Origin of the sequence: Streptomyces sp. DG1A-41 (assembly GCF_037055355.1) — a bacterium.
GTDB lineage: Bacteria > Actinomycetota > Actinomycetes > Streptomycetales > Streptomycetaceae > Streptomyces.
The window spans coordinates 6,302,875-6,324,816 of sequence record NZ_CP146350.1 but is presented as its reverse complement, the minus strand read 5'-3'; the positions used below and the strand labels follow the sequence as shown (position 1 = coordinate 6,324,816).

Here is a 21,942-nt window from a genome sequence, read left to right as displayed (position 1 = left end):
ATGGCGACGACGCAGGTCGTACGGTCGGAGTGGACGAAGATCCGGTCGGTGGCGTCCACGGTGTGGACACTCTCGCTGGTGGTGGTCGTGACGGTCGCCCTCGGCATGCTGATCTCGGCCCTGTCCAAGAACGAGTTCGACTCCATGGGCGCGCAGCAGCGGGCGGAGTTCGACCCGACGTTCATCAGCTTCGCGGGGATGAGCCTCGGTCAGCTCGCGATGATCGTGTTCGGTGTGCTGGTGGTGTCGAACGAGTACAGCACCGGCATGATCCGCACCTCGCTGGCCGCCGTGCCGCAGCGCGGCTCCTTCCTGTTCAGCAAGATCGCGGTGGCCACCGCTCTCGCCCTCCTGGTCGGGCTCGTCACCAGCTTCGCCGCCTTCTTCCTGGGGCAGGCGATGCTGGGTGAGCACCGGGCGGAGATCGGCGACCCGGGTGTGTTGCGGGCGGTGCTCGGCGGCGGCCTCTATATGGCCCTGATCGCGATGTTCTCCATGGGCGTCGCCGCGATGCTGCGCTCGCCGATGCTGTCGCTGGGCATCCTGATGCCGTTCTTCTTCCTGATCTCCAGCATCCTGGGCAATGTCGACGCGACGAAGAAGGTCGGCCGGTTTCTGCCCGACCAGGCGGGCAGCAGGATCATGCAGGTGGTCCCGCCCCTCGACGACGACGTCCCGTACGGGCCGTGGGGCGGCCTCGGGATCATGGGGTTGTGGGTGCTCGCGGCACTGGTCGGCGGGTACGTGCTGCTGAAGAAGCGCGACGCCTAGAGGAGGCTGCCGGGGCGCGTCGCGCTCTACCCTTTACTTTCATTTGGGCGGAACCGTCAGCGCCTCGATATCCTCCTAACCCTTACGGGGGCGTGTGCCCCGCTGTCCTGAACCTTGCGATGGGTGCGGAGCATGATCGAAGCAGTCGGCCTGACCAAGCGCTACGGCGACAAGACCGCTGTGTCCAACCTTTCCTTCCAGGTGCGGCCGGGGGCCGTCACCGGCTTCCTCGGTCCGAACGGCTCGGGCAAGTCGACGACGATGCGGATGATCCTCGGTCTGGACAACCCGACGGCCGGGCATGTGACGATCGGCGGCTACCCGTACCGCAAGCTGCCCAACGCGCCCCGCCAGGTCGGTGCCCTGCTGGACGCCAAGGCCGTGCACGGTGGCCGGGCCGCCCGCAACCACCTGCTGTGCCTGGCCCAGCTGTCGGGCATCCCGCCCAAGCGTGTGGACGAGGTGCTCGGGGTCGTCGGTCTCCAGGACGTGGCGAAGAAGCGCTCCAAGGGCTTCTCCCTCGGCATGGGGCAGCGGCTCGGCATCGCCGCCGCGCTGCTCGGCGACCCGCAGGTGCTGCTGTTCGACGAGCCGGTCAACGGCCTCGACCCCGAGGGCATCCACTGGGTGCGCAACCTGATGAAGGCACTCGCGGCGGAGGGCCGTACGGTCTTCGTCTCCTCCCATCTGATGAGCGAGATGGCGCTGACCGCCGACCATCTCATCGTCATCGGGCGCGGGCAGCTGCTCGCCGACATGAGTGTCACGGACTTCATCTCCGCGAACTCCGCGGACTTCGCGCGCGTCCGCACGCCCGACACCGAGCCGCAGCAGCGCGAGAAGCTGTCGGCCGCGCTCACCGAGTCGGGCGGGCACGTGCTGCCCGAGCAGGACGGCGCGCTGCGCGTGACCGGGCTGCCGCTCCCCCGCATCAGCGACATCGCGCACGACCACGACGTACGGCTGTGGGAGCTGTCGCCGCACCAGGCCTCGCTGGAGGAGGCGTACATGCGGATGACGCAGGGCGCGGTCGACTACCGCTCGACCACCGACCAGAAGGAAGGGCTCCAGCAGCCGCTGCCGCCCGGGGCGCAGCCCCCGGTGCCGGTGGCCGGGCAGGGCCAGCCCGGCTGGTATGCCCCGCCGCCGCCCCAGCAGGGCGGGCAGCCGTTCGCGACGCCGCCGCAGGGCGCGCCGGGTCAGGCACCGACGGGTCCGTACGGCGCACCTGGAGCCCCGGGAGCGCCCGGGACCGCTCCGGTCGCCCCTGGCGCCTCCGGCCCGGGAACGCCCAACCCGTACGCCCACCGGCCGGCCAGGCGCCGCAGATGCCCGCGCAGGGCGCGCCGCAGATGCCCGCGCAGTCCGTCGGCCAGGCACCCGCGCCGGCGCCGCAGGCGAGCGCCGCGCCCGGCCGGGCACCGCAGGCCGGCCCCGCCGGCCCCGCCGGCCCCGCCGGCCCCGCCGGCCCCGCCGGCCCCGCCGGCCCCGCAGCCCAGGCGGGCGCGCAGGCGCCGTCGGCGGGCAGGCCGTCAGCCGCGCCCGCCACTCAGGCCTCTGCCCCGACCTCCGACCTGACCAAGCCCGAGGACCCCCGATGAGCAGCCCCCACCCCCAGATGCCGCCGGCCGCACCCACCTGGGAGGCGGCGCCCGGTTCTTCGTACCCCGGCTACACGTCGCCGATCCCGGTCGTGCGGACGCACCTCGGGCATGCCATCGCCTCCGAGTGGACGAAGATCAGGTCGGTGCGCTCCACGATGTGGACGCTCGGCGTGTTCGTCCTGCTCGTCATCGGCATCGGCACGCTGACCGGCGTGGTGGTGGCGAACTCCGACCCGGCCCTGTCCGGCGAGAGCCCGCTCGGCCTGGGCTTCTTCGGGCTGCTGCTCGGCAGCATGTGCATCATCACGCTGGGCGTGCTGACCACGGCCTCGGAGTACGGCACGGGCATGGTCCGCACCACGATGGTCGCGTGCCCGAGCCGAAGCCGGGTGCTCGCGGCGAAGGGCATCGTGTTCTTCCTGGTCGCCTTCGTGGTGACGCTGGTGTCCGCGTCCCTCGTCGCCTTCCTGCACGTGGCGATGCTGGAGGGCCAGGGCGCCAAGGACCCGTCCGGCGGGGAGTGGCTGAGGGGCACGGTCGGCATCTCGGCGTACGTCGCGCTGCTGGGCCTGCTCTCGCTCGCCGTCGGCTCGATCATCCGGCACTCGGCGGGCGCCATCACCATCATGATCGGCGCCGTGCTCGCCCCGTTGGTGATCGCGCTGTTCATGTTCTCGGAGTCGCTGCGGGACGTCCGCGACGCGCTGTTCGAGTACTCGATCCCGAACCAGCTGAGCGTCTTCTACTCCAACTCCCTGAGCCAGTCCGGCCCGTCCGGCTGGGACCCGCTGTGGATCATCCTCGCCGCGACGGCCGCAGCGTTCGCCGCCGCCTTCGCGCTGCTGGAGAAGCGGGACGTGTAGCCGTAGGCCGTGAACGGCCTAGAACCTCGGCGCGTTACGGGACCGCCGCACCCCCGGGGTGCGGCGGTCCCGCGCGTTCCAGCAGGCCTTGTGCCAGTGCCGGCGGTCGTCGACGCCCGTGTGCTCGGACCAGGCCACCACGTGCGGCACCCCGTCCGGGATCAGCTGGTCGCAACCGGGGCAGCGGTACGACTTGCCCTGCGCGCTCGCGCCGGCCACGTGCCGCACGCTCCAGCTCTCGCCCTGCCAGTTCTCCGAGGACTGCCAGCCGCCGTAGCGGCCGGGGCGGTCGTCCTCGGCGCTCCGGCCGGACGAAGCGGCGCCCTTGGGTCGGTTGCGACGCGGGGACACGGGACACCTCTCGGGGCTATACAGGACACGTGGCGTGCCCAGCCTACGCGGCGCTGACGGGGGTACACGTACGCCACCCAATCGCCACAAGTCCCTCGCCGGGCGAGGCGCGCCTCCGCCGAGGTCTCTCCTCGCCCCCGCCGAGCGCCCCATTCTGAAGACAATCCGCAAAATACCCCGACCGGCCGTGTCCTCGGCACGTGTCAGACGGTTGTGCCCTGTGGGGGGAGCTCCCTGTCGGAGCCAAGGAAGCAGGAAAGCGATGCGCGTTGGAAGTTTCGTGTTGGCGGCGCAGTTCCCCGGTCAGGGCGAGGGAGAGGCGCTGCACCGCGCGGTCCGCTCGGCCGAGGTCGCCGAGGAGGCCGGGCTCGACACGGTCTGGCTGGCCGAGCACCACTTCGTGCCGTACGGCACGTGCCCGTCGGCCGTCACCCTGGCCGCCTTACTGCTCGGCCGCACCCGCCGCATCCGGGTCGGTACGGCGGTCAGCGTCCTGCCCACCACCCACCCCGTGACCCTGGGAGAACAGGCAGCGCTGCTGCACCACACGAGCGGCGGCCGTTTCACGCTCGGCGTCGGGCGCGGCGGCCCGTGGGTCGACCTGGAGGTGTTCGGCGCGGGCCTGGAGGCGTACGAGAAAGGGTTTCCGGAGTCCCTGGACGTCCTGGTGCGCTGGCTGCGCGACGCCTCGGTGGCGGCCGACGGAGAGCGCTTCCGCTTCCGTGAAGTCCCGGTGATTCCCCGGCCGTCGGAGGCCCTGACCGAGATCGAGGGGCCCGAGCTCGTCGTCGCCTGCACCTCACCGGCGAGCGTGCGGCTGGCGGCCGAGCGCGGTCTCTCGATGCTGCTCGGGATGCACGTCGGGGACGAGGAGAAGGCCGAGATGGTCGCCCTGTGGCGGCAGCACGCGCGGGCGTGCGGCCGGCCGGCCGAGGAGATCCGGGGCGCGTCCCATGTGTCGGCGGGCGTCTGCCAGATCGGGGACCGGCGGGTCGACGCGGCCGAGACACTGATGAAGGCGATGCCGGGCTGGCTGAAGCAGGGCCTGGAGGCGCATGTCACGGTCGACGGGCGCACGCGCCGGATGCGCGACCCGCTGGCGTACACCGAACTGCTCTGCGGACTGCACCCGGTGGGTACCCCGCGGCTGTGTGCCGACCGGCTGGCGGCGACCAGCGAGCGGACCGGCATCTCCCGCTTCGCCCTGCTCGTCGAGGGCTCCGGGGACCTGGCGGCGACGGAGGAGAACGTACGGCGGTTGGGGGCCGAGGTACTCCCCCAACTCGCCTGACAGCACGGCGGGTTCCCGGGGCTTGCCGCTCCGGTACAAAACTGCACCTCCCGCGTACGGAGCGGCAAGCAAGCGGCGCCGCGTCAGCAGTCCCGGAACTCGGGTGACTGGTTGAGCACCTGACTGCGGACCGACGTGAAGCGGCCCAGCGTCTCGTCGACCGAGGAGTCAAGCGGGAACACCGCCACCCGGTGGCAGTTCTGGAAGGCCAGTCGCACACCGAAGTGCCGTTGCAGCGCGCCGCGTATCGCGTCACTCGCAAGCGCACGCAGCAACTGACCGCGTGCCTGCTCGTCCGGCGGAGGCGTCTGGTTGTCGGCGAACGCACCGCCGTCCACCTTCAGCTGGGCCACCAGGGAGCTGATCATCTCCCACGCAAAGGGCAGGGAGGTCCGGACGCAGTCGACGAATTCCGCTTCGTCGACCTCGCCTCGCTCGGCCTGTTCGAGTAGGGCCGGTGAGACGTCGAGCGACATGAGTTCTCCTCTCGCACCCCCGCCCGGCGGGCAGGGGTTGCCGGACAGATAAGGGAGTTCGCGATACCGGACACGCTGCGTACACACATCGCGACCTCCCGTCCATACCGTAAGCAACCGACGGTGACGGCACCAGGAGAATGCGCAGATGAGGCACTCACAATGACCACACCCTGCACACAATCGGCCAATACCGAACACGTGTTTTCCAGGGCGAATCGCTTCGACAGGTGCCCGTCGAGTAGCGTTGCCGACCATGCGTCTCGTCATTGCCCGCTGCTCCGTGGACTACGCCGGGCGGCTCACCGCCCACCTTCCCTCGGCCCCGCGCCTGATCCTGGTGAAGGCGGACGGCAGCGTCTCGATCCACGCCGACGACCGGGCCTACAAGCCCCTGAACTGGATGTCGCCACCCTGCACGCTGAAGGAGGGCACCGGCGAGGATGAGGGCGTCTGGACCGTCATCAACAAGGCGGGCGAGAAGCTCATCATCACGATGGAGGAAGTCCTCCACGACTCCTCGCACGAACTGGGCGTCGATCCCGGCCTGATCAAGGACGGCGTAGAAGCGCACCTCCAGGAACTGCTCGCCGACCGCATCGAGACACTCGGCGACGGCTACACCCTCATCCGCCGCGAGTACCCGACGGCCATCGGGCCGGTCGACATCCTGTGCCGGGACGCCGACGGCAAGACCGTCGCGGTGGAGATCAAGCGGCGCGGTGAGATCGACGGCGTGGAGCAGCTGACCCGTTATCTGGAGCTGCTGAACCGCGACCCCCGTCTCGCCCCGGTCCGCGGCATCTTCGCCGCGCAGGAGATCAAGCCCCAGGCCCGCGTCCTCGCGACCGACCGCGGCATCGGCTGCCAGATCCTCGACTACGACGCGCTGCGCGGCATCGAGGACGACAAGCTGCGCCTGTTCTGACACACCGCACGTACACGACGAACAGGGCCGGGTCCGGCGAACGGACCCGGCCCCGCTGCGTGTACGGCTGTCAGATCACCGGGTCCGGGCTGCTCTCCGGCGCACTCGCGGTCGTGCTCGCGGGGGTGCTCGGCGCCGGACCGCTGGCCGAGTCGGAGGTGGACGGCTGCGACGTCGGCGGCTCGGACGTGGGCGACTGTGAGGTCGGCGGCTCGGACGTGGGCGGCTGTGAGGTCGGCGGCTTGGACGTCGTCGGCGGCTTCGTCGTCGGCGGCTTGGACGTCGTCGGCGGCTCGGACGTGGCCGGCGGCTCGGAAGCCGTCGGCGGCTTCGGCGTCGACGCGGAGTCGCTCGGGTCCGGCGAGCCACTGGGATCGCCCGTCGGCGTCGGATCGTCCGAGGTGCCCGGCGTGCCGTCCGGGCCCGGGTCGGTCGGGCGGCTCGTCGCCGCGCCCGTGTCGCCGTCGCTGTCGTTCGCCGGCCGGTCGGCGCCCAGACTGCCGTCGTCGACGCCCTGGCTGGCCGAAGGGTTGACGCCGACATGGTCGGACGGCGGGTTCGTCTCGTTGTCGGACGTGGCGCCGAGGGTCACGACCGTGCCGAGCACGGCGACGAGCAGGGCACCGGCGCCGGCGGCCACGAGGTTGCGCCGTGCCATGCCCCTGAGGCCGCCCCGGGCCTTGTGGGACGCCGCGGGCGAGCTCTGGTGGGTGACCAGGGCCGGCGAGGGTGGCTGCTGAAGGGTCGGGAAGGCCGCCGGGACACCGCCGGCCGGGGACGCCGACTCCTCGTACCGGGCGTCGGGCACTTCCTCCCCCGTGGTCGGACCGAGTCCGATCGGCGTGCCCGAGCGGTCGGCGACCAGGGCGAGGGCTCGGCGGCCGGCGACGGTGCCGCGCTTGTCGGAGAGGGCGCCGCGCAGGCCGATGGAGGCCTCCAGTTCGGCGCGGGCCCGGTCGAGCTGTCCGCCGCACAGGGCGAGGATGCCGAGCTCGTGGTGGAAGTAGGCCTCTTCGGCGACGTCCCCGGCGAGCCGGGCGGCCTCGGCGCCGGTGCGCAGGACGCGTTCCCAGGCGCTCCAGTGCAGTCCGGCGGCGAACGCGGGCGCGGCGGTGCGCGCCAGGTGCGCGGCCGGGCTCTCCTCGCCCTCGGCGGGCGGGCTGGTGAGCGGCCCGAGCACGGCCAGGGCGGCGAGGAGCGCGTCGGCCTCGGCGCACACGCGCTCCGGGGTGACCGAGGGGTGCCCGGCCCACCAGGAGTAGTGCTGGGCGGCGCTGCGGGCGCCGGCCTCGGCCTCGTCGGCGTATCCGGCGGCCTCCAGCTGGGTCAGGACACCGGCGGCGAGGCGGTAGCGGGAGCCGACCGGGGATACCAGGCCGCAGGCGGCCAGTTCGCCGAGCGCGGCGTCCGCGTGGGTGTCGCCGACCAGGGCGGGCAGATGCGCCTGGTGCGGCACCTCGCCGCCGAGGGCGACGGCCAACCGCAGGGTGGCGCGCGCGGAGGCGCTCAGCCGGGAGGCGAGCAGCGGCGCGGGGGCGGCGGCCTCGCCGAGCGAGGGCAGCGGTACGTCGTCGCCGTCGGCGGCCTCGTAGGCGTCGGCCGGGGGCGCGTCCTCGAAGACGCCGAACTCGTCGACGGCGCTCGTCCCGGCGCGCAGCCGGTCGCGCTGCCGCAGCAGGGCGCCGGCCTGGACGAAGCGCAGCGGCAGGCCCTCGGACTCGAACCAGAGGTCGCCCGCCCAGTTGGACTCCTCTTCGGTGAGGGGCCGGCCGACGGCGTGTTCCAGCAGGTCGAGCCCGGCCGCGCGCTCCAGTCCGCCGAGGAAGACCTCCTCGACGGCGGCGTCGGCGGAGGGCGCCGGCACGTCCGGGGTGGCGCCGAGCAGGAAGGCGCACTCGGGGGTCGCCTCCAGCAGCGCGTCGAGCCCGGCGCCGCCGAACTCGAGGTCGTCGAGGACGACGACCGCGCCGACCTCACGGACGTAGTTGAGCAGTTCGTCCCGGTCCGGGCGGTGCAGGGGGGCGTTGTACACCGCGTGGAAGAGGTCGTACAGCAGGTCGTCGGAGGTGCGGCCGAAGCCGTTCAGGCGGACGACGCCGTCGGGGGCGAGGTCGGAGCAGTCCTCGCAGACGAGGTCGAGGAGGCGGGTGCGGCCGCAGCCGGCGGGGCTGGTGAGGCGGACCGAGCGGCCACGGGCGAGCAGGCGCACCAGTCGCTCGCGCTCGTCCTGGCGGGCCAGCAGCGGCAGGCTGGGCCGCGCGGGGCCGGGCGGGACGGGCGGCCGGGCCGCGCGCTCGGCCTCGGCGCGCTCCGCGGCGCTGAGCTTCGACGGTCTGGCGGGCCGTTCGGCGGGCGGGCAGGCTTCTATCTCGCTGCCGTCGACGGGGTTGACGGTCAGCAGGAAGTCGCCGGAGACCAGTTGCACCGTGCGGGCGAGCGCGGGCGCGTGCTGGCTGAAATCGGGTGTGAGGGATTCCCTGGGCGGGCGCTGGCGCGGCGACTGATCGTCGCCGTCGCGGCCGTACTCCTCGGGTCCCCGGGTGTTCGGGTCCATAGGTCAAAGCCCCCCAAAAGCGTGTGTGTGCTCTGAAAAGCCCTCCCGGCCTTGCTGCACACCGCGCTGTCGCTTCTGGTCCGGGCCCGCAGATAGGGTTTCAAGGCAGCGGGCAGCCGAACCCTAAACCTTCGCACAGTATCTACGACAGTCCGGGGTACCGCGCCGTCCGAGACGTCACGGTCTCGTGAGGATTGTGCGCGTCGCACGATTCGACGACGTCCGTCCGGGTCTCCCCGGTCTCCCGGTTCACACCCGCACAAGACGTCACACGCGAGGCAGTGTCTCCACCCCGTTGCCCCCCTCGATCGCCAGGATCCGGTGCAGGCGGGTGGCCACCAGCAGGCGCTGCATCTGCGGCGGCACGCCGCGCAGGACCAGGCGCCGGCCGCAGCGGCCGGCCCGCCGGTGAGCCCCCATGATCACACCGAGTCCGGTGGCGTCCCAGGAGTCCAGTTCGGACAGGTCCAGCACCAGGTCGCCGACTCCGTCGTCGACGGCCGAGTGCAGGACCGTACGGGCGTCCGCCGCGCTCCGGACGTCGAGGCGGCCCCCGACGACCAGCTCGGCGTGGTCGCCCCTGATGTGCATATGCGCTCCCCGTGCGTGCGTCTCGTGCTCCGCGTTCTGATGCCGGTGATGCAACCTCTGACTGCGTGAGGGGGGCAGAGGTTGCTTCTTGTAAGCGAACCGATACCGAATTCACCCGGGGGTGTGATGCCCCCGGGGCATGTGCGGTTTCAGTGCCTGTAGAAGCCCTGCCCGCTCTTGCGTCCGATGTCACCGGCGTCAACCATCCGGCGCATCGACTCGGGAGCCGCGAACTTCTCGTCCTGGGACTCGGTGTAGATGTTGCTCGTGGCGTGCAGCAGGATGTCGACGCCCGTCAGGTCCGCCGTCGCCAGCGGGCCCATGGCGTGACCGAAGCCCAGCTTGCAGGCGAGGTCGATGTCCTCGGCGCTCGCGACGCCCGACTCGTGCAGCTTCGCGGCCTCGACGACCAGGGCGCAGATGAGACGGGTCGTCACAAAACCGGCGACGTCGCGGTTGACGACGATGCAGGTCTTGCCGACCGACTCGGCGAACTCCCGGGCCTTGGCGAGGGTTTCGTCGCTGGTCTTGTAGCCGCGGACCAGTTCGCACAGCTGCATCATCGGCACGGGCGAGAAGAAGTGCGTGCCGACGACCCGCTCGGGGCGCTCCGTCGCGGCCGCGATCTTGGTGATCGGGATGGCGGAGGTGTTGGAGGCGAGGATCGCCTCGTCCTTCACGATCTTGTCGAGGGCGCGGAAGATCTCGTGCTTGACCTCGAGCTTCTCGAAGACGGCCTCGACGACGACGTCCGCGTCGGCCGCGGCGTCCAGATCGGTGGTCGCGGTGATCCGGGCGAGGGCGGCGTCGGCGTCGTGCGCCTCCAGCTTGCCCTTGGCGACGAACTTGTCGTACGACGCCTTGATGCCGTCGGTGCCCCGCCTCAGCGCCTCGTCGGTGACGTCGCGCAGGACCACGTCCCAGCCCGCCTGTGCGGAGACCTGGGCGATGCCGGATCCCATGAGGCCGGCTCCGATGACGGCGAGCTTCCGTGCCACTGTGCGACTCCCCTGACGCGCTGCTTATGTCTGCCTCTCGGGCGGACACTAGCGTTCGTGAGGGCCTGTGTGGCCAGTAAGTAATGCGCGTCACGTCTCACATGACGGACGTCACACCGGCAGGGGTCATCCCGCGCCCCGGACGGCGTAGTTGAGCACCTTCTCGCTCAACAACTCCTCGATGTCGTCGAGGAGGACGAGCATCTCCCGTGACACTTCCTCCGGGTCGCGCCCCTTGGTCATCTCGCGGCCGATCGCGACGAAGACGGTGCCGTGGACCCAGCAGATCTGACCGGCGATCAGTCTCGGCAGCGGGTCGCCGTCCTCGGCACCCGTCTCCTCGCGGAGGGTCGCCTCCAGGTTGTCCTGGACCTCCTGCTGAATGCTCCACAGCCTCGAACGCAGCGGCGGCGCCTCGTCGATGCAGCGCATGAAACGGTCGTAGCCCTCGATGAGGCCCATCCGGGGCGAGACGGCCTCGATCTCGGCACGGAGCTCGCGCAGCACCGCCCGGGCGGCGGACTCCCCGTCGTCCCGGCCGCGCACCCAGCGGGAGAGCCGGTCGACGACCCCCTGGGAGCGGTCGAAGAAGAGGTCCTCCTTGGCCGGGAAGTAGTTGTAGACGGTGTTCACGGAGACGTCGGCCGCCTCCGCCACGTCCGCGATCGTCACCGTCACGAACCCGTGCTCCAGGAACAGCCCCGTGGCGATGTCCGAGATGCGCTGCCTGGTCTCGCGCTTCTTCCGCTCCCTGAGCCCTTCTGCCATGTCCGAATCCTAGCTTCCTTGGACCCGGTGAAAATTTGGGGTCATTGCAAAATTTCAGTGACTCTGTTTTTCTATGGGGCATGGCAATCATCAGCACGGCCGGTCTGGCCCGTACCTTCGAGACGAAACGCGGCCCGGTCCAGGCCGTCCGCGGCATCGACCTGACCGTCCGAGAGGGAGAGATCCTCGGCTTCCTCGGCCCGAACGGGGCCGGCAAGACCACGACCCTGCGGATGCTGACGACCCTGCTGGAACCGACCAGCGGGGCCGCCACCGTCGCGGGCTGCGACCTGGCGACCGACCCGGCCGGGGTGCGGCGGGCCTGCGGCTACGTGGCGCAGTCCGGCGGGGTGGACCCGCAGATCAGCGTGCGGGAGGAGCTGGTCACCCAGGGGCGTCTGTACCGGCTGACGAAGGAGCAGGCCGCCGAGCGCGCCGAGGAGCTGGCCCGCGACCTGGACCTCACCGAACTGCTCGACCGCAAGTGCGCGGCGCTCTCCGGCGGTCAGCGGCGCCGCCTGGACATCGCGATGGCGCTCACCCACCGCCCGACGGTGCTGTTCCTCGACGAGCCGACCACCGGTCTCGACCCGGGCAGCCGGGCCGCCCTGTGGGACCTGGTGCGCCGGCTGCGCGACGAGCACGGCACGACCGTCTTCCTGACCACGCACTACCTCGACGAGGCCGACGCCCTCTCCGACCGGCTGGTCGTCGTCGACCACGGGGTGGTCGTCGCCGAGGGCACCCCGAGCGCGCTGAAGCTCCGGTACGGCGGCTCGCCCGACGCCTCGCTCCAGGACACCTTCCTCGCCATCACCGGCCGCAGCGCCGCACCGGCCGACCAGACTCCCGTCGCCGTCTAGGACACAGAGGACTCCCGATGCTGTCGCACGACACCGCGCTCGTCTACGGGCGCTATCTCCGCCAGTCCCTGCGCTCCCGCTTCGCGCTGCTCTTCGGCGTGCTGATGCCGCTGCTGTACCTGCTGTTCTTCGGCCCGCTGCCCACCGACCTGCCGCTCGGCGAGCGCGGCAGCTCCTGGCAGGTGCTCGTCCCCGGCCTGCTGCTCCAACTCGGTCTGTTCGGGGCGTCCTTCGCCGGCTTCTCGATCATCATCGAAAAGGGCCAGGGCGTGGTCGAGCGCATGCGCGTCACCCCTGTCAGCCGACTGGCCCTGCTGCTCGGCCGGGTGCTGCGGGACGCCACGGTGTTCGTCTTCCAGGCCGTGCTGCTGGTGCTGGCGGCGGTGGCGATGGGCCTGCGGGCACCGCTGGCCGGCGTCCTGATCGGCTTCGCGTTCGTCGCCCTGCTCTCACTCTCACTGGCCGCGCTGTCGTACGCGCTGGCGATGAAGCTGGACACCCCGCAGAGCTTCGGCCCGGCGATCAACGCGCTGACCATGCCGTCGATGCTGCTGTCCGGGCTGATGCTCCCGATGACCCTGGGCCCGGCCTGGCTGGATGTCCTCTCCCACCTCATGCCGTTCCGCTATCTGGTCGACGCCGTCCGGGACGCCTACGTCGGCTCCTACGCCACGGCACACATGCTGTACGGCGCCCTGGTGGCCGTCGGCCTCACGGCCCTGTCCGTGACAGTGGGCACACGCGTGTTCCGAACGGCCGGTGCTTGACGTGCTCCCTGGCCGCCTAGAGTCCGGGGAGTCCGGCCTGGGTCGGCTGACCCTTCCCGGGGCTTCCTGCTTCACCGCGCTGTGCGGGCACGTGTGCCCGTCCTACCGGCGCTCCACAGGCGTTTTGCGTCTCTGCCCGTCCGGCGGCGACGATTCGGCGTCCTTCGAAGAGGACGTTGCGGGCTGCGTTGTGGTCACGGTCGGGCACGGTGCCGCATCCGCCGCACGTCCATTCCCGGACGTGCAGGGCCTTGGGACCGTCCCGGAACCCGCAAACCGAGCAGACCTGGGAGGACGGGAAAGCACGGCCCACCTTGACGAAGGTGCGGCCGTGCTTGACAGCCTTGTACGACGTGAACGCCGGGACTTTCCCGCAAGATCGCCGCTAACTACGCTGGCCATATGGTCAATCTGACGCGCATCTACACCAGGACCGGCGACCAGGGCACGACCGCCCTCGGCGACATGAGCCGGGTCGCCAAGACCGACCTGCGGATCGCCGCGTACGCCGATGCCAACGAGGCGAACGCGGTGATCGGCACGGCGATCGCGCTGGGCGGCCTGGACGAGGAGATCGTCAAGGTTCTCACCCGCGTACAGAACGACCTGTTCGACGTGGGTGCGGATCTGTCGACTCCGGTGGTGGAGAACCCGGAGTTCCCGCCCCTGCGGGTCGAGCAGTTCTACATCGACAAGCTGGAGGCGGACTGCGACCGATTCAACGAGTATCTGGAGAAGCTCCGCTCCTTCATCCTCCCCGGCGGCACCCCGGGCGCGGCCCTGCTCCACCAGGCCTGCACGGTCGTACGCCGGGCGGAGCGCTCGACCTGGGCGGCGCTGGAGGTGCACGGCGAGGTGATGAACCCCCTGACGGCGACCTACCTCAACCGCCTCTCCGACCTCCTGTTCATCCTCGCGAGGACGGCGAACAAGGAGGTCGGAGACGTGCTGTGGGTGCCGGGCGGGGAGCGCTAGGTCTTACTGCGGGCCTCCTGCCACAGCCCGGCGGCGACCAGCACGCCGCCGACGCACATCATCACGATGCCGACCTTCGTGAGGGTGAAGACGGGGAACTCCACGTCACCGGTGAACAGCAACAGCCCCAGGCCGATCACGAAGGTGAAGGCACCTTCCACCAGGTTTCCGCGCGCCTTGCTCATCGATGCGCCTTCTCCTTCTCCCGCGTCACCTCGGACTCCCCCGCGGGCGCCTTCCGCGGCCAGATCGCATAGCTCAGGGCTACCAGGCCGTGGATGCCGGCCGCCCGCCAGGCCGCGTAGCGCCAGCTCTCCAGGGAGGTGACGCGGCTCGGGTCGTCCACGTACCAGATGGCGAGCTGGAGCAGCGCGGTCGCGACGGCGGCGCCGGTCAGGGTGCCCAGCCAGACCTTGCCCTCGTGACGCGCACGGGCCATGCCGTATCGCGGGGGCTTCAGCGGCGGCGGTGCGCCGCCGAAGCGGTGGGCCGCGTGGCCGTCCAGCCACTTCACCGTGCGGTGACCGTGCCCAACGGTGTAGCCGATGTACAGCGCGGCCAGCCCGTGCGTCCAGTTCGGCTCGGCGCCGTTCTTCAGGTCCAGCGCGGTGGCGACCAGCAGGACGACCTCCAGCAGCGGCTCGCACAACAGCAGCGCCAGCCCCGTACGCGGCATGCGCAGCAGGTAGCGGAAGGCCAGCCCGGCCGCCAGCAGCACCCAGAAGCCGATCTCACAGGCGGCGATCAAGGCGACGATCACGGTTCGCTCCTCTCGGTCACCTCTTCAGGCTCCCGTGCGCAGCGGCCCGAATCGTCGTCGCGACTGACGAACCCGCGGTACATCGAAAGATGCAGCGGGGGACCCTTCGCGGGATCCACGCACACGGCGCGACGGCCGTGTTGGATGGTGCCATGGCCGTACGACTGACCCGCCCACGCCGTTTCGACGTCCGGGTCGCGCTCGGCGGCCTGCTCGGCGGGCTGCTGCTCTGGGGCGTCGGTCTGGCCACCCGTCCGCACACCGAGGCGTACGTGCTGCTGCCCGGCCGCTGGCCGGTCCTGCTGCCGCTGCTCGTCATGTCCGGCTGCGAGCTGCTGCGCCGGACCGCCCCGCGCGCCGCCCTGCTGATCGGCACGGCGACGCTCGCCCTGGACACCGTCACGCAGGGCAACCTGGTCACGGTCCTGATGTACACCGATCTCATGTACGCGGCCGTCCTGTACGGCCCGCCCGCCTCGGCCCACCGCATCCCCAGGATCACCGGGCTGCTGTCGGTGGCCGGGACCGTGGTGCCGTTCGCGGTGTGGCGCGAGCCCGAGGCACTGCTGCTCGGCGTGGTCGTCGGCTTGGTGGCCTTCGCGCCCGCCGCCACCGGCCTGATCGTCCGCAACCACCGCGACGCCGCCGAGGCGGCCCGGCTGCGCGCCGAGCAGACCGCGCTGCTCGCCGAGATGGACCGTACCCAGGCCGTCACCGCCGAACGCGCCCGGATGGCCCGCGAACTGCATGACATGGTCGCCAACCACCTGTCGGCGATCGCCATCCACTCCACGGCCGCGCTCTCCCTGGACGACCCGAAGACCTCCCAGGACGCCCTGGCCGTGATCCGCGAGAACAGCGTCGAGGGGCTCGCGGAGATGCGCCGGCTGATCGGGATCCTCCGTGACTCCAGCGGTGACGTCGAGCCTGTCGCCGCTCCCACCCTCGACGGACTCGGCGCCCTGGTCGAGGGCGCCCGCGCCAACGGCCTCGACGTCACGCTGGACACCGCTCACGGCACGGCCCCCGCGCCCGTCGCGCTCGCCGCCTATCGCATCGTCCAGGAATCCCTCACCAACGCCCTCAAGCACGCCGGGCCCGGACAGGTCACCGTGTCCCTGGCCCAGCGGGACGGCGTGCTGACCGTCGCGGTGACCAGCCCGTACGGTGACCGGGACGGACCCGGCGCCCCCGGCTCGGGTGCCGGGCTGGTCGGCATGCGGGAACGCGCCGCGCTGCTGGACGGCACCTTCGAGGCCGGTCCCGAGGACTCGCCCGACGGCAACATCTGGGCCGTACGCGCCACCCTGCCCGTGCACGAGACCGTCGAAGGAGACACCGCATGATCCGCGTCCTGGTCGCCGAGGACCAGTCCGCCGTCCGCGCAGGGCTGGTCCTCATCCTGCGCAGCGCGCCCGACATCGAGGTGGTCGGCGAGGCGGCGGACGGCGAGCAGGCGGTGGCACTGGCCCGCGAGCTGCGGCCGGACCTGGTGCTGATGGACATTCAGATGCCGCGGCTGGACGGAGTGTCGGCGACCCGGCAGGTCGTGGCGGAACGGCTCGCCGATGTGCTGGTGCTGACCACCTTCGATCTCGACGAGTACGTCTTCGGAGCGCTGCGGGCGGGCGCTTCCGGCTTCCTGCTGAAGCACACCGAGGCGAAGGAGCTGCTGGAGGCCGTACGGACGGTCGCGCGCGGGGAGGGGCTCATCGCCCCGGCGGTCACCCGGCGGCTGATCGAGGAGTTCGCGGCGAAGCCGGCACGGGAGCCGACGGCCGACCCGGCCGTCCTCGACCGGCTGACCCGGCGTGAGCGCGAGGTGCTGTCCTGCCTCGGCGAGGGCCTGTCCAACGCGGGCATCGCCGAACGTCTCGACATGGCCGAGGCGACGGTGAAGACGCATGTCAGCCGCCTGCTGGGGAAGCTGGAGCTGCGCAGCCGGGTGCAAGCGGCCGTCCTGGCGCAGGAGTTGGGGATCTGACCCGGCCACGGCGTGGTGGTCCAGACCTATTGACCGGTGGTCCAGACCTTCCTATCCTCACCGCACCACGAGTGGCGTGAGGCTCAGTCACGCCCCCCACAACTCCATCGAGGAGGCGCAGCATGCGCTTCAGACACAGAGCCACAGCAGGGTTCGCGACCCTGTTGCTCCCGCTGGCCGCTCTCGTCGGCCTCGCGAGCCCGGCCCAGGCCGCGACATCCGCCACCGCGAGCTACACCAAGACGCAGGACTGGGGCTCCGGCTTCGAAGGCACGTGGACGGTGAAGAACACCGGCACCACGACCCTCAGCTCCTGGACCGTCGAGTGGGACTTCCCCTCCGGCACCTCCGTCACATCCGCCTGGGACGCCGACGTCACCTCCTCCGGCACCCACTGGACCGCGAAGAACAAGTCCTGGAACGGTACCCTCACCCCCGGCGCCTCCGTCTCCTTCGGCTTCAACGGCAGCGGCTCCGGCTCCCCCGCGAACTGCAAGCTCAACGGCGGCAGCTGCGACGGCGGCAGCGTCCCCGGCGACGCCCCGCCCTCCGCACCCGGCACCCCCACCGCCTCCGGCATCACCGACACCTCGGTGAAGCTGACCTGGTCCGCAGCCACCGACGACAAGGGTGTCAAGAACTACGACGTCCTGCGCGACGGCACGAAGGTCGCCACGGTGACGACCACGTCGTACACGAACACCGGCCTGACCGCCGGCACCGACTACTCCTACACCGTCCAGGCCCGCGACACCGCCGACCAGACCGGCCCGGTCAGCGGCGCGGTGAAGGTCCGCACCACCGGCGGCTCCGAGGAGCCCCCGCCCACCGGCGACAAGATCAAGCTCGGCTACTTCACCGAGTGGGGCGTCTACGGCCGCAACTACCACGTCAAGAACCTGGTGACCTCGGGCTCGGCGTCGAAGATCACGCACATCAACTACGCCTTCGGCAACGTCAAGAACGGCCAGTGCACGGTCGACGACACCTACGCCGCCTACGACAAGGCCTACACCGCCGACCAGTCCGTGAGTGGCACCGCCGACACCTGGGACCAGCCGCTGCGCGGCAACTTCAACCAGCTCCGCCAGCTCAAGGCGAAGTACCCGCACATCAAGGTGCTGTACTCGTTCGGCGGCTGGACCTACTCCGGCGGCTTCGGCCAGGCAGCGCAGAACGCGGCCGCCTTCGCCAAGTCCTGCAAGGCCGTCGTGGAGGACCCGCGCTGGGCCGACGTCTTCGACGGCATCGACATCGACTGGGAGTACCCGAACGCCTGCGGCCTGACCTGCGACACTTCGGGCCCGGCCGCGTTCACCACCCTGTCCAAGGCCCTGCGAGCCGAATTCGGCCCGGGCTACCTGGTCACCGCCGCGATCACGGCCGACGCCTCCGACGGCGGCAAGATCGACGCGGCCGACTACGGCGGCGCCGCGCGGTACCTCGACTGGTACAACGTGATGACGTACGACTACTTCGGCGCCTTCGACAAGGACGGCCCGACCGCCCCGCACTCCCCGCTCACCTCGTATCCCGGGATCCCGCAGGCGGGCTTCAACTCGGCCGCCGCGATCGCCAAGCTGAAGGCGAAGGGCGTCCCGTCCGCCAAGCTCCTGCTCGGCATCGGCTTCTACGGCCGCGGCTGGACCGGCGTCACCCAGTCCGCCCCCGGCGGCACGGCGACCGGAGCGGCTCCCGGTACGTACGAGGCGGGCATCGAGGACTACAAGGTCCTCAAGAACTCCTGCCCGGCCACCGGCACGATCGCGGGCACCGCGTACGCGCACTGCGGCAGCAACTGGTGGTCGTACGACACTCCCTCGACGATCGCCGGAAAGATGACCTGGGCAAAGAACCAGGGCCTGGGCGGCGCCTTCTTCTGGGAGTTCAGCGGCGACACCGGCAACGGTGAACTGGTGACCGCCATCGACAAGGGGCTCGACTGACGAACCGACCTAGGCAACGTTGACGCGCTGACCGGGCGGGGCCGCCTCCAGCCACGCGAGGAAACCGGTCAGCGCGTCCTCGCTCATGGCCAGCTCCAGCCGGGTCCCCCGGTGCAGACAGGCGAGGATCACATGGTCGGAGAGCAGCGCCAGCTCCTCCTCGCCCTCCGGGACCCGGCGGCCGACCACCTCGATCGCGGAACGCTCCAGGATCCGGCGCGGGCGCGGCGAGTACGAGAAGACACGGAACCACTCGACGCGGTCGCCGTTGTACCGGGCCACCCCGTACGCCCAGCCCTTGCCGTTGGTGTCGCCCTGCTCGGGGGCGTCCCAGCGCAGGCTGGCGTCGAAGGTGCCGCCCGAGCGCTGGATGAGCCGGCGGCGCAGACCGAAGACGAACAGTCCCACCACCACGAGAGCCACGACAATTCCGCACACAGTCAGAGCGAGGACCATCGACACCGACCTCCTCGTCTCCTAGGTAACGGAACGTAAAAAACACCCACATCCGCCTCAGCCGCGGCTGGGTCCGGATCTCTCCGGTACCCAGCCGCGGCTGAGTGACGTCATCACACGGCGGGCGGAGTCAGCGCGCCGCCGTGGCCGCACGCAGACGGACGTCCGCGCGGCGCTGGGCCTCCGCGTCGTCCTCCGCCTTCGCACGCTCGAGCTCCTGCTCCGCGCGCTGGACATCGATCTCGTCCGACAGCTCCGCGACCTCCGCCAGGAGCGAGAGCTTGTCGTCCGCGAACGAGATGAAACCGCCGTGGACCGCGGCGACGACCGTCCCGCCATCACTCGTACGGATGGTCACCGGGCCCGACTCCAGCACACCGAGCAGCGGCTGGTGACCGGGCATGACGCCGATGTCGCCGGACGTGGTGCGCGCGACGACCAGGGTGGCCTGGCCGGACCAGACCTCACGGTCGGCCGCGACCAGCGCGACGTGCAGCTCAGCAGCCAAGGGTGGCTCCTCGGGTCACCACCCGGCGGGAGTGCCGGGTGTTGGTTACAAGTCTAGTAGGCGTGACGGAGGGGGCGGGACGCGCCCGCCCCCTCCGTCATGAGCACGAGGCTCCTATGTCGAGCGCGAGGCTCAGGAGACGCCCAGCTCCTTCGCGTTCTTCTTCAGGTCCTCGAGACCACCGCACATGAAGAACGCCTGCTCCGGGAAGTGGTCGTACTCGCCGTCGCAGATCGCGTTGAACGCGGCGATCGACTCGTCCAGCGGCACGTCCGAACCGTCCACGCCGGTGAACTGCTTGGCGGCGTGGGTGTTCTGGGACAGGAAGCGCTCCACGCGACGGGCACGGTGGACGACGAGCTTGTCCTCCTCGCCGAGCTCGTCGATACCGAGGATCGCGATGATGTCCTGAAGGTCCTTGTACTTCTGCAGGATGTTCTTCACGCGCATCGCGGCGTTGTAGTGGTCCGCCGAGATGTACCGCGGGTCGAGGATCCGGGACGTGGAGTCCAGCGGGTCCACGGCCGGGTAGATGCCCTTCTCGGAGATCGGACGGGACAGAACCGTCGTCGCGTCGAGGTGGGCGAAGGTGGTGGCCGGGGCCGGGTCGGTCAGGTCGTCCGCGGGGACGTAGATCGCCTGCATCGAGGTGATCGAGTGACCACGGGTCGAGGTGATGCGCTCCTGGAGGACACCCATCTCGTCGGCCAGGTTCGGCTGGTAGCCCACCGCGGAGGGCATACGGCCGAGCAGGGTCGACACCTCGGAACCGGCCTGGGTGAAGCGGAAGATGTTGTCGATGAAGAACAGCACGTCCTGCTTCTGGACGTCACGGAAGTACTCCGCCATCGTCAGGCCGGCCAGGGCCACGCGCAGACGGGTGCCCGGGGGCTCGTCCATCTGACCGAAGACCAGGGCGGTCTTGTCCAGAACGCCGGACTCTTCCATCTCCGCGATGAGGTCGTTGCCCTCACGGGTGCGCTCGCCGACGCCCGCGAAGACGGAGACGCCCTCGTGGAGGTTGGCGACACGCATGATCATTTCCTGGATCAGCACGGTCTTGCCGACACCGGCACCACCGAACAGACCGATCTTGCCGCCCTTGACGTACGGGGTGAGAAGGTCGACGACCTTCAGGCCCGTCTCGAACATCTCGGTCTTCGACTCGAGCTGGTCGAACGCGGGGGCCTTGCGGTGGATGGGCCAGCGCTCGCCCTCGAAGGTCTCGTCGCTGTTCAGCACCTCACCGAGGGTGTTGAACACCTTGCCCTTGGTGAAGTCGCCGACCGGGACGGAGATGCCCGCGCCGGTGTCGATCACCGGGGCCTGGCGGACCAGGCCGTCGGTGGGCTGCATGGAGATCGCGCGGACCAGGCCGTCACCCAGGTGCTGGGCGACCTCCAGGGTCAGCGTCTTCTTCTCGCCCGCGAGCGCCGGGTCGGCGACCTCGACGTGCAGGGCGTTGTAGATCTCGGGCATCGCGTCGACGGGGAACTCCACGTCGACGACCGGGCCGATGACCCGGGCGACGCGGCCCGTAGCCGTCGCGGTCTCAACAGTGGTGGTCATTTATCGGTCACTCCCCGCGGTCGCGTCGGCCAGGGCACTGGCGCCACCGACGATCTCGCTGATTTCCTGGGTGATTTCGGCCTGGCGGGCCTGGTTGGCAAGCCGGGTGAGCGTCTCGATGAGCTCTCCGGCGTTGTCGGTGGCCGACTTCATCGCACGCCGCGTGGCGGCGTGCTTGGAGGCGGCCGACTGGAGCAGCGCGTTGTAGATCCGGCTCTCCACGTAGCGCGGCAGCAGGGCGTCCAGGACGTCCTCCGCCGAGGGCTCGAAGTCGAACAGCGGGAGGATCTCGCCCTTGGGCTTGGCCTCCTGCGCGACCTCGTCGAGGCTGAGCGGCAGCAGCCGGGCCTCGATGGCCGTCTGCGTCATCATCGACACGAATTCGGTGTAGACGATGTGGAGCTCGTCCACGCCGCCCTCGGCCGTCTCCGTCTCGATGGCCTCGATCAGCGGGGCCGCGACCTTCTTGGCGTCCGCGTACGACGGGGCGTCGGTGAAGCCCGTGAACGACTCCGCGACCTTGCGCTCGCGGAAGTTGTAGTGGGCGAGACCACGGCGGCCGACGATGTAGCTGACGACCTCCTTGCCCTCACCTTCGAGCTTCGCCGTGAGCCTCTCCGCGGCCTTGATGGCGTTGGAGTTGAAGGCGCCGGCCAGACCGCGGTCGCTCGTGAGGAGCAGGACCGCGGCGCGGGTCGAGTTCTCCGGCTCAGTCGTCAGCGGGTGCTTGGTGTTCGATCCGGTGGCGACCGCCGCGACCGCCCGGGTGAGCTCGGTCGCGTACGGCGTGGACGCCGCCACCTTGCGCTGCGCCTTGACGACGCGCGAGGCGGCGATCATCTCCATCGCCTTCGTGATCTTCTTGGTCGCGGTGACGGATCGGATGCGACGCTTGTAGACCCGGAGCTGGGCTCCCATG

At 70.6% G+C, this 21,942-nt stretch carries 23 protein-coding genes and 1 pseudogene; 11 read left to right on the top strand and 13 right to left on the bottom strand.

Annotation, left to right across the window (positions count from 1 at the left end; translation table 11 throughout):
• The 3 genes from V8690_RS29700 to V8690_RS29690 all read left to right on the top strand — a co-directional run bounded on the left by V8690_RS29700 (position 1) and on the right by V8690_RS29690 (position 3,238).
• On the top strand, positions 1 to 771 hold the full coding sequence (locus V8690_RS29700; RefSeq protein WP_338783190.1) for an ABC transporter permease: 771 nt from the start codon (positions 1 to 3) through the stop codon (positions 769 to 771).
• A 132-nt stretch (positions 772 to 903) separates the two neighbouring features.
• The gene (locus tag V8690_RS29695) at positions 904 to 2,349 is read left to right on the top strand and encodes an ABC transporter ATP-binding protein (protein WP_338783189.1); all 1,446 of its coding nucleotides are present in this window, start codon (positions 904 to 906) and stop codon (positions 2,347 to 2,349) included.
• Positions 2,350 to 2,368: 19 nt separating this feature from the next.
• Positions 2,369 to 3,238: an ABC transporter permease gene (locus V8690_RS29690; RefSeq protein WP_338783187.1), complete on the top strand. Its 870-nt coding sequence runs from the start codon at positions 2,369 to 2,371 to the stop codon at positions 3,236 to 3,238.
• A gap of 18 nt (positions 3,239 to 3,256) precedes the next feature.
• Here V8690_RS29690 and V8690_RS29685 read toward each other — a convergent pair whose 3' ends face one another.
• A complete protein-coding gene (locus V8690_RS29685) occupies positions 3,257 to 3,589 on the bottom strand; it encodes an ATP/GTP-binding protein (RefSeq protein WP_338783186.1) in 333 nt (110 codons plus the stop codon).
• Positions 3,590 to 3,851: 262 nt separating this feature from the next.
• Between V8690_RS29685 and V8690_RS29680 the strand changes: the two genes are divergently transcribed.
• The gene (locus V8690_RS29680; protein WP_338783185.1) at positions 3,852 to 4,880 is read left to right on the top strand and encodes an LLM class flavin-dependent oxidoreductase; all 1,029 of its coding nucleotides are present in this window, start codon (positions 3,852 to 3,854) and stop codon (positions 4,878 to 4,880) included.
• A gap of 83 nt (positions 4,881 to 4,963) precedes the next feature.
• Here V8690_RS29680 and V8690_RS29675 read toward each other — a convergent pair whose 3' ends face one another.
• Positions 4,964 to 5,356, bottom strand: a complete 393-nt coding sequence (locus V8690_RS29675) for an SCO5389 family protein (protein WP_338783184.1) — start codon at positions 5,354 to 5,356, stop codon at positions 4,964 to 4,966.
• A gap of 256 nt (positions 5,357 to 5,612) precedes the next feature.
• On the opposite strand from V8690_RS29675, the gene nucS reads away from it, so the two are divergent.
• On the top strand, positions 5,613 to 6,284 hold the full coding sequence (nucS, locus tag V8690_RS29670) for an endonuclease NucS (RefSeq protein ID WP_338783183.1): 672 nt from the start codon (positions 5,613 to 5,615) through the stop codon (positions 6,282 to 6,284).
• 70 nt (positions 6,285 to 6,354) lie between these two features.
• Here nucS and V8690_RS29665 read toward each other — a convergent pair whose 3' ends face one another.
• From V8690_RS29665 to V8690_RS29650, 4 genes are all read right to left on the bottom strand, one after another.
• Positions 6,355 to 8,838, bottom strand: a complete 2,484-nt coding sequence (locus tag V8690_RS29665) for an ATP-binding protein (protein WP_338783182.1) — start codon at positions 8,836 to 8,838, stop codon at positions 6,355 to 6,357.
• A gap of 267 nt (positions 8,839 to 9,105) precedes the next feature.
• Positions 9,106 to 9,429, bottom strand: coding sequence for an STAS domain-containing protein (locus V8690_RS29660; RefSeq protein WP_338783181.1), 324 nt, complete (start codon positions 9,427 to 9,429; stop codon positions 9,106 to 9,108).
• A gap of 149 nt (positions 9,430 to 9,578) precedes the next feature.
• Positions 9,579 to 10,427 carry a 3-hydroxyacyl-CoA dehydrogenase family protein gene (locus V8690_RS29655; protein WP_338783180.1) on the bottom strand — a complete coding sequence of 283 codons (849 nt, stop codon included), beginning with the start codon at positions 10,425 to 10,427 and terminating at the stop codon, positions 9,579 to 9,581.
• Positions 10,428 to 10,553: 126 nt separating this feature from the next.
• Positions 10,554 to 11,195 (bottom strand): TetR/AcrR family transcriptional regulator, encoded by a 642-nt coding sequence (locus V8690_RS29650; RefSeq protein WP_338783179.1) that lies wholly within the window; start codon positions 11,193 to 11,195, stop codon positions 10,554 to 10,556.
• Between the two features lie 80 nt (positions 11,196 to 11,275).
• On the opposite strand from V8690_RS29650, the gene V8690_RS29645 reads away from it, so the two are divergent.
• Together V8690_RS29645 and V8690_RS29640 are read left to right on the top strand one after the other, a co-directional pair.
• Complete coding sequence (locus V8690_RS29645) at positions 11,276 to 12,058, top strand: ATP-binding cassette domain-containing protein (protein WP_338783178.1); 783 nt, start codon at positions 11,276 to 11,278, stop codon at positions 12,056 to 12,058.
• Between the two features lie 17 nt (positions 12,059 to 12,075).
• Positions 12,076 to 12,825: an ABC transporter permease gene (locus V8690_RS29640; RefSeq protein ID WP_338783177.1), complete on the top strand. Its 750-nt coding sequence runs from the start codon at positions 12,076 to 12,078 to the stop codon at positions 12,823 to 12,825.
• A gap of 16 nt (positions 12,826 to 12,841) precedes the next feature.
• Here V8690_RS29640 and V8690_RS29635 read toward each other — a convergent pair.
• Positions 12,842 to 13,174 (bottom strand): annotated as a pseudogene (locus V8690_RS29635) (zinc ribbon domain-containing protein); the annotation flags it as partial.
• Between the two features lie 53 nt (positions 13,175 to 13,227).
• On the opposite strand from V8690_RS29635, the gene V8690_RS29630 reads away from it, so the two are divergent.
• The gene (locus tag V8690_RS29630) at positions 13,228 to 13,800 is read left to right on the top strand and encodes a cob(I)yrinic acid a,c-diamide adenosyltransferase (RefSeq protein WP_338783176.1); all 573 of its coding nucleotides are present in this window, start codon (positions 13,228 to 13,230) and stop codon (positions 13,798 to 13,800) included.
• Here the strand turns inward: V8690_RS29630 and V8690_RS29625 are convergent.
• Together V8690_RS29625 and V8690_RS29620 are read right to left on the bottom strand one after the other, a co-directional pair.
• Positions 13,797 to 13,985, bottom strand: coding sequence for a DUF5708 family protein (locus V8690_RS29625; RefSeq protein ID WP_338783175.1), 189 nt, complete (start codon positions 13,983 to 13,985; stop codon positions 13,797 to 13,799). The two genes, V8690_RS29630 and V8690_RS29625, sit on opposite strands and share 4 nt — an antisense overlap.
• Positions 13,982 to 14,560 carry a hypothetical protein gene (locus V8690_RS29620; protein WP_338783174.1) on the bottom strand — a complete coding sequence of 193 codons (579 nt, stop codon included), beginning with the start codon at positions 14,558 to 14,560 and terminating at the stop codon, positions 13,982 to 13,984. The genes V8690_RS29625 and V8690_RS29620 overlap by 4 nt, the downstream gene beginning before the upstream one ends.
• 152 nt (positions 14,561 to 14,712) lie before the next feature.
• On the opposite strand from V8690_RS29620, the gene V8690_RS29615 reads away from it, so the two are divergent.
• The 3 genes from V8690_RS29615 to V8690_RS29605 all read left to right on the top strand — a co-directional run bounded on the left by V8690_RS29615 (position 14,713) and on the right by V8690_RS29605 (position 18,490).
• Positions 14,713 to 15,906 carry a histidine kinase gene (locus V8690_RS29615; protein WP_338783173.1) on the top strand — a complete coding sequence of 398 codons (1,194 nt, stop codon included), beginning with the start codon at positions 14,713 to 14,715 and terminating at the stop codon, positions 15,904 to 15,906.
• On the top strand, positions 15,903 to 16,544 hold the full coding sequence (locus tag V8690_RS29610; RefSeq protein WP_338783172.1) for a response regulator transcription factor: 642 nt from the start codon (positions 15,903 to 15,905) through the stop codon (positions 16,542 to 16,544). Before V8690_RS29615 ends, V8690_RS29610 begins: the two co-directional genes overlap by 4 nt.
• A gap of 122 nt (positions 16,545 to 16,666) precedes the next feature.
• Positions 16,667 to 18,490 carry a glycoside hydrolase family 18 chitinase gene (locus tag V8690_RS29605; RefSeq protein WP_338783171.1) on the top strand — a complete coding sequence of 608 codons (1,824 nt, stop codon included), beginning with the start codon at positions 16,667 to 16,669 and terminating at the stop codon, positions 18,488 to 18,490.
• Positions 18,491 to 18,499: 9 nt separating this feature from the next.
• Here the strand turns inward: V8690_RS29605 and V8690_RS29600 are convergent, their stop codons facing one another.
• The 4 genes from V8690_RS29600 to V8690_RS29585 all read right to left on the bottom strand — a co-directional run bounded on the left by V8690_RS29600 (position 18,500) and on the right by V8690_RS29585 (position 21,941).
• The gene (locus V8690_RS29600) at positions 18,500 to 18,946 is read right to left on the bottom strand and encodes a DUF2550 domain-containing protein (protein ID WP_338783170.1); all 447 of its coding nucleotides are present in this window, start codon (positions 18,944 to 18,946) and stop codon (positions 18,500 to 18,502) included.
• Between the two features lie 130 nt (positions 18,947 to 19,076).
• Positions 19,077 to 19,454, bottom strand: coding sequence for a F0F1 ATP synthase subunit epsilon (locus V8690_RS29595; RefSeq protein ID WP_053670581.1), 378 nt, complete (start codon positions 19,452 to 19,454; stop codon positions 19,077 to 19,079).
• 132 nt (positions 19,455 to 19,586) lie between these two features.
• Positions 19,587 to 21,023 carry a F0F1 ATP synthase subunit beta gene (atpD, locus tag V8690_RS29590; protein WP_338783169.1) on the bottom strand — a complete coding sequence of 479 codons (1,437 nt, stop codon included), beginning with the start codon at positions 21,021 to 21,023 and terminating at the stop codon, positions 19,587 to 19,589.
• Positions 21,024 to 21,941 (bottom strand): F0F1 ATP synthase subunit gamma, encoded by a 918-nt coding sequence (locus V8690_RS29585; protein ID WP_338783168.1) that lies wholly within the window; start codon positions 21,939 to 21,941, stop codon positions 21,024 to 21,026. It lies immediately after the preceding gene.
• Position 21,942 lies beyond the last annotated feature (1 nt).